At 35.2% G+C, this 6,242-nt stretch carries 6 protein-coding genes; 1 reads left to right on the top strand and 5 read right to left on the bottom strand.

The features are described from left to right. The 4 genes from ACECE_RS31890 to ACECE_RS0218900 all read right to left on the bottom strand — a co-directional run. A partial coding sequence (locus ACECE_RS31890; RefSeq protein WP_010250094.1) for a helix-turn-helix domain-containing protein occupies window positions 1-320 on the bottom strand: 320 nt, incomplete at its 3' end. Window positions 321-547: 227 nt separating this feature from the next. Then, a complete protein-coding gene (locus ACECE_RS0218910; protein WP_010250092.1) occupies window positions 548-1,177 on the bottom strand; it encodes a dockerin type I repeat-containing protein in 630 nt (209 codons plus the stop codon). A gap of 192 nt (window positions 1,178-1,369) precedes the next feature. Next, window positions 1,370-2,776: an FtsW/RodA/SpoVE family cell cycle protein gene (locus ACECE_RS0218905; RefSeq protein ID WP_010250091.1), complete on the bottom strand. Its 1,407-nt coding sequence runs from the start codon at window positions 2,774-2,776 to the stop codon at window positions 1,370-1,372. Then, window positions 2,763-3,107: a PadR family transcriptional regulator gene (locus ACECE_RS0218900; protein ID WP_010250088.1), complete on the bottom strand. Its 345-nt coding sequence runs from the start codon at window positions 3,105-3,107 to the stop codon at window positions 2,763-2,765. The genes ACECE_RS0218905 and ACECE_RS0218900 overlap by 14 nt, the downstream gene beginning before the upstream one ends. Window positions 3,108-3,317: 210 nt before the next feature. Here ACECE_RS0218900 and ACECE_RS0218895 point away from each other — a divergent pair, with 210 nt between their 5' ends. After that, a complete protein-coding gene (locus tag ACECE_RS0218895; RefSeq protein WP_010250086.1) occupies window positions 3,318-4,604 on the top strand; it encodes a serpin family protein in 1,287 nt (428 codons plus the stop codon). 116 nt (window positions 4,605-4,720) lie between these two features. On the opposite strand, the gene ACECE_RS0218890 is transcribed toward ACECE_RS0218895, so the two are convergent. Then, window positions 4,721-6,220 carry a methyl-accepting chemotaxis protein gene (locus ACECE_RS0218890; RefSeq protein ID WP_456049031.1) on the bottom strand — a complete coding sequence of 500 codons (1,500 nt, stop codon included), beginning with the start codon at window positions 6,218-6,220 and terminating at the stop codon, window positions 4,721-4,723. Window positions 6,221-6,242 lie beyond the last annotated feature (22 nt).

Raw genomic sequence — 6,242 nt, 5'->3', positions numbered from 1 at the left:
ACAATCTTTTTTTCTATGTGTTTGACTAATTTGTGGTCTTTACCTATCTTTAATCCAGGTCCTTTGTTCCTTGCATTCTCATAATATATTCGTTGCCCTACATCTGCACAATATTCTTCTCTGTAAGTCAAATCAGAGTTCACAAGCTTTATCTTTCCCCTCGATATTTCTCTTTCTATTGTTCTGATACCTCTTTGCATGCGCTGTGCTATTTCATAAGGTTTTAATCCCTCTTTTAACAATATTTCAATACTATATCTTTCTCTTGCTTTTAGGTGTTTATATTTTTTTGTTTTTGCGGTATTATTAATCTGGCTCATGGTTTTCTCCTTTGTTTGTTTTTCGTGGTTGCTAAACATTATACAATGGATTTTACCATGAGTCTCAATTTTTTGCTTCTTCCGTCACTTTATTTTACAACTTACCCATTATTTTTAATAATTATTTCATTTAGCGGAAAAATTAACTAAAAAAGCTTCATCCATCTTAAGAATAAAGCTTTTTTAAACTTATACTATTTATACAAGGTAGATTGCTACAAACTACTCTATAAAGTCGTTCTCATTCCAAGCATATATTGTCTGAGAAAACCCCAATCTATAGGCGAAGCTCTGCCATCGCCATCAATATCAGCAGCCCATAGATCAATATCCCTTACAATGCCCAATAGCCACTGTCTAAATAGAGCAAAATCAATACTGTTAACTGTTCCGCTTCTATCCACGTCACCCTTTAAACGCTGAGGGGTAGTAACAGGAGTTGACTCAATTGTAGGTGATGGTGAAGGTTCCGCAGGTTCACTTAAATACGAAAAGCTCACATTTTTGTCCGTATCCATGGTAACAGTTAAGCTACTCTCACCCGATAATACGTGATAGATGTCTGCACAACGAACACGGGTAGTAGAATTTGTTATATAAACTGTAGTACCAACATTATACTTTAACTTTTGATATGTACCAATACGAACTGTTTTCTGTCCATTTAAATCAGCCGGTTCGACAGTAGCCTCCCCTACACATGTACTATTAAACGCTATTGTCAATGTTTTTACCAACGGATCTTCATCCTGTTCAGGTTGACTTACGTATGCTGCACTGGTGCTGAAAACATTCAGGAAAATAAAACCCAAAATTACTGTAGCCATCAATACTTTACTCATTAGCATTTTTCTCATACCCACTACCTCCCCTAATTTCTGTTAATTATAAGTTATATATCACAAATAGTAACTTATACATTTATATACTATCAGGAAATTTTTTAAAATTGAATGAACTATATTAATATTCTACAGTAATTTATTATAATTTACTTCCAGAGCAAAGAGGATTTGTATAAAAACTGGCAGTAATCCATAATAATTCTTTTAACCCACTGGTTTTTTGCTGTAATTTAACCCTAAATCAATTATAAGTTTTCCATCTTCAAACGTAAATAAGCGCCTGGTATGAGTGTTCCTTTGCATCCTGTCGATAACGATGTCTGTTCTGCGATACACCGATAATACAAGGCCGGCAAGTATCATGTTTACTACGAAGCCCGAACCCCCAAAGGAAATAAACGGTAGAGTTAATGATGAAAATATTGTGATCCCTCCTAAATTGGCAATAACATATAAAATAAATTGGGCAGTTATGGCTATGCATGCTGCATAAGACAGTAAGAAGCCAAATGAATTTTTTTGTTTGGTTACTGAAATAAACATTCTTACGATAAGTGCAAGAATAACTGCGATTATGACTAATCCTGCAACATAACCCAGAGATCCAATTATGTATGTTAAAGAAAAATCAGTATTCCATCCGGGAAGTAAATGATTAGAAGGCATATCTGAAAGTTTTCCCCCTAGTACTGCTTCTCCAAAGGGCTTTGAAGCTTCAATTATTCTTTTTACCAGTAAGTGTTGGTAACCACTTCCCATAGGATCAAGTTCAGGGTTCAACATTACTGCAATTCTTTCTCTCCTATATGGGGCTTGGATACACAAAAATAATATGGATATAATCAATGTAATTATTGTTGGAATATATACAAGTGCAATACCAATTTCCTTGCGTACACCGAAATATCCCTTTGCAATTGCAATTGTCAATATTATAAGACAGGACACAGAAAGCAGAGCAAAAGCTGTAACCCTTGGAGCTAAAAGACAAAGAAGTGCAGTGCCAGCATAAAATATCCCGCAAGCAATAATCCCCATATACCCTTTATTTCTATAGCCGTATACAATTCCTGCAAATACGGGTATAGACAGTAAGGCATAATAATAAACATGAGGATAAACGCCTAGTATCCTACCTGAAAATTGAGAATAAACAATAACTGCTGCAAAAAGTATAAAGTACACAGTTTTTGGATAGCGCCCCAAAAGAGTATAATCGAAAAAGTATGTAAGAATAAATGCTGCCAAGCCAAGAGGGGCATATATAAGGAATCGTGAAAATGCACCTGTGTTCTCATTTGCTCCTGAAATCAGGAACTGGACGAATCCTCCCATTAATACTAAAATTGCGACCAATGACAGTATTGAGAATTCGGTTCTTGGTCTATGGGCTTTATCCAGTTGTTTGCCTACAACAACAGGATCACCCATTTGTTCTACCGCCTTTGTAGCTGCTTCTTCCTCATTAAGACCTTGCTTTATATATTGGCTTTTCTGCTCCTCGATATGGTCAGTGAGTTCATTAATTATATTGCTGTGAATACTTTTATAACGTATCTGGCTGCATGCTTTTTGTAAAAAATCCTGAATATCCTTCTTATACTCTGACATAGTTAGCTCCTCCTAGAATTTGGTTTACTGCAGATGAATATGCTTTCCACTCAGCCTTCTTCTCGTTAAGCATTTTTTTGCCGTCTTTTGTAATGCGATAGTATTTACGTGGTCTTACACTATCAATTTCCGCATCGTAGGACTCTATCATGTTTTGTTGTTCTAGTGTGTGGAGTATGGGATAAAGAGTCCCCGCCTTGAGCGTAAATATATTTTGTGAGCGTTTCTCCAGTTCCTCAATCATTTGGTATCCATACATATCACTATTTTCAAGCAGTCTAAGTATCAACATGGTTGTACTTCCGGACATAAGGCTTTTGTCTATTTTCATTGCACCACTCCCTAAATAATTATATATCGATCATCTACATATAACATTATATATAGATGATCGATATATAGTCAATAAAAAAACAAACTATTTCAAAAAACTTACAGAAATTAGCTTGAAAATAATTGAAATAATTATCTTTTTAATGAAACAAAATTATAAATACTAACGTCAAAACAATTAATAATATCATAATTGGAGGTTTAAAAAATGAGAAAATCAGTTTGCATTGTGATGTCTTTTGTTACTATGTTGAGCATATTAACAGGCTGTGCAGGAAGTAAAAATTCAGAAGTGGCCGAAAACAACAAATCAACAGACGTCGGCAAAAAAAATTCTGCAGTGGTTGAGGTTAACAAAGTTGATTTTAAGGGAAATTCGCCATCTATGGGCAATACACAATTTGCCTTTGATATATTTTCAAGACTTAATGAAAAGGATATCGATAAGAATATTTTTATTTCTCCGCTCAGCATTTCAACTGCGCTTTCAATGGCTCTCCAAGGTGCAGGCACTACTACAAAGGAAGGTATGATGCAGGCACTAAAGTATGAAGGCATGGAACTTGATTCAGTTAATAAAAGTTATAAAAGTTTACTAACCGGTTTGGGTAAGGCCGATAAAGGAATTCAATTAGACATTAACAACTCCATATGGGTTAGAGAAGGTAAAAAGCTAAAGGATGAGTTTATTAATGTAAATAAAGATGTTTTTGGGGCGCGTGTTTCAGAATTGGATTTTTCAAAGCCAGATGCCGCTAATAAGATTAATGATTGGGTTGCGGACTCAACAAAGAATAAGATCAAGAAAATAATTGAACCTCCTATCTCCGCTGATGTGTCAATGTATCTTATAAATGCAGTTTATTTTAAAGGAGAATGGACCGAGAAATTTGATAAAAAACGTACATTCAATAAGGATTTTCATTCGGGTAATGGAGAAACAAAAGAAGTTATGATGATGACCAAAAACTGTGAATTAGAGTATGGTGCAAAGGATGATTTCAGGGTGGTAAGACTTCCGTATAGAGAAGAGGAAACATCGATGTACTGTGTGCTTCCCTCTGAGAATGTTTCAATTAATGACTTTATAAAGAGTCTTGATGAAAGCAAATGGAAAGATATAAAAAACTGCATTTCAAAGGTGGATGATGTTCAGCTAAATATTCCAAGGTTTAAACTGGAATATGATGTTAATAATCTGAAGGAAGTTTTAGCTTCTATGGGAATGCAAGAAGCTTTTGAAGTTAATGCGGATTTTACAGGAATGGGCGATGGTGGGCTTTATATAAGCAACGTGAAGCATAAAGCTGTTGTCGAAGTTAATGAAGAGGGCAGTGAAGCAGCTGGAGTAAGTGGAATAGCAGTAAACGAAGCATGTCTTAAAGAAAATCCTCCTTCATTTATTGCAGACAGGCCGTTTTTATTCTTCATTACAGAGGATACCACAGGTACCATATTGTTTATGGGCAAAATGTATGATGCCTTGAAGTATTAAGAAAGCTTTGTTTCTATACAATAAAACAATTTTCCACCTAAGACGTAAAGAATATTCAAAATATAAAAAACACTCAGTGCTCCATTTTTAGAACACTGAGTGTTTAATTATCGTAATTATTGATTGACAAGCTGATCCAACGTTTTCATTAGCTCAGTTAGTTCTTCAATACTTGCTATCATGCTGTTAACTTGGTTTTGCTGGACATCTGCATTGGTAAGTACTTCTTCAACTGAAGCGGATGATTCATCTGATATACCGGCTACTGTTCCCATCTCCTCGGTAACTTTATGTGCCGATTGTAACAGCCGCTCATTCATAAAACTTAGTGACTCAGCTTGCTTAAGCACTTCTTCGGAATTTGTCTTAATTTGATCAAACAGCTGCTCCACTATGCTCACTGACTGTTTGCCAGAAATTACTGTTTGAAGTCCATTCTGTACCAATTCGTTTACTTGGCGAATTTTCTCTTGTATCAGTCTAATGCTTACGTCAACTTGTTGGGAAGCATTTTGGGAATCTAGTGCAAGTTTTCGAATTTCGGTTGCTACAACAGAAAACCCTTTTCCATGCTCCCCAGCCCTTGAGGCCTCTATAGAAGCATTCAAGGATAGTAAATGGGTCTGATTGGTGATACTTTTGATCATAGAAACAATATTTTCGATTTTCACACTTTCTTCATTTACTTCACCCATTGCTATGGATGTACTATCAACAAAATGGTCTATACCTAGCATTTGATTGGACATTATTTTCATTTTGTCCTGGCCATCTCTAGTTACTTCAGCTGTATGCTTAGACTTCTGGCTCATATTGGATGATGAATCACTTGTTTGCTGAACAGTGGCTGTTACATCATGCATTGCTTGCAAAACATCACAAAAACTTGTAGCTTGGGTTTCTATCCCAACAGACATTTCTTTAAAGGCTGCTACTAGTTCTTTGGATATTGTACCTGTAGATGTTGCATTCCCTTGAAGGTTTATAGTTGACTTTCTGAGGATCTCTACTGAATGAGAAACCTTCTCCAGAAGTTCATCTGTTTTTTTCTTTGCATTTTTTGCTTCGATTTCGCCTTCCTTAATTTTTGCCATCATTTTAGCACCAATACGACTTTGTGCGACTAAAGCAATTAAGCAAAAGATAAAATATGCATTAGGAGAAAATTTATCTATTTCAGCATATCCTGGCTTTGTAAAAAGTGCAAAGTTTAGTACAAATATGCCAATGATCCCATTGAGCAATAAAGGACGGTAATTATGATAGATGGATACAATTGCCATACCTAAATATAAAATGAGAGAATTAGTAAAATCTGTTGTGCTCTTTATCATGAAAAAGGAGATAAAGTTAAAAGCTAAAGCTACAACATACATCATATATTCAATACCAATTTTTCTCCAAACAAGAAAGACCGTGATCAATGCAACTGGCGATGCATACTTTATTACTGCCATCATTGTGATAGGGTATTTAAAGGCAGAACCGGCTCCTAATACAACACAAGCGCAAAGAATTGCAGACATTAATTTATTTCTTTTATGTAGTTCTAACAATCGTTCATCCAAAAGTAACCACTCCTGTCTTATACGATAACTTTCTACATTTTTTTCCATATTCACTTATTTTATTGATGTT

It is taken from the genome of Acetivibrio cellulolyticus CD2, assembly GCF_000179595.2.
Classification (GTDB): domain Bacteria; phylum Bacillota; class Clostridia; order Acetivibrionales; family Acetivibrionaceae; genus Acetivibrio; species Acetivibrio cellulolyticus.
The sequence above is the reverse complement of the archived record's forward strand: the minus strand, read 5'-3'. Positions and strand labels throughout refer to the sequence as shown.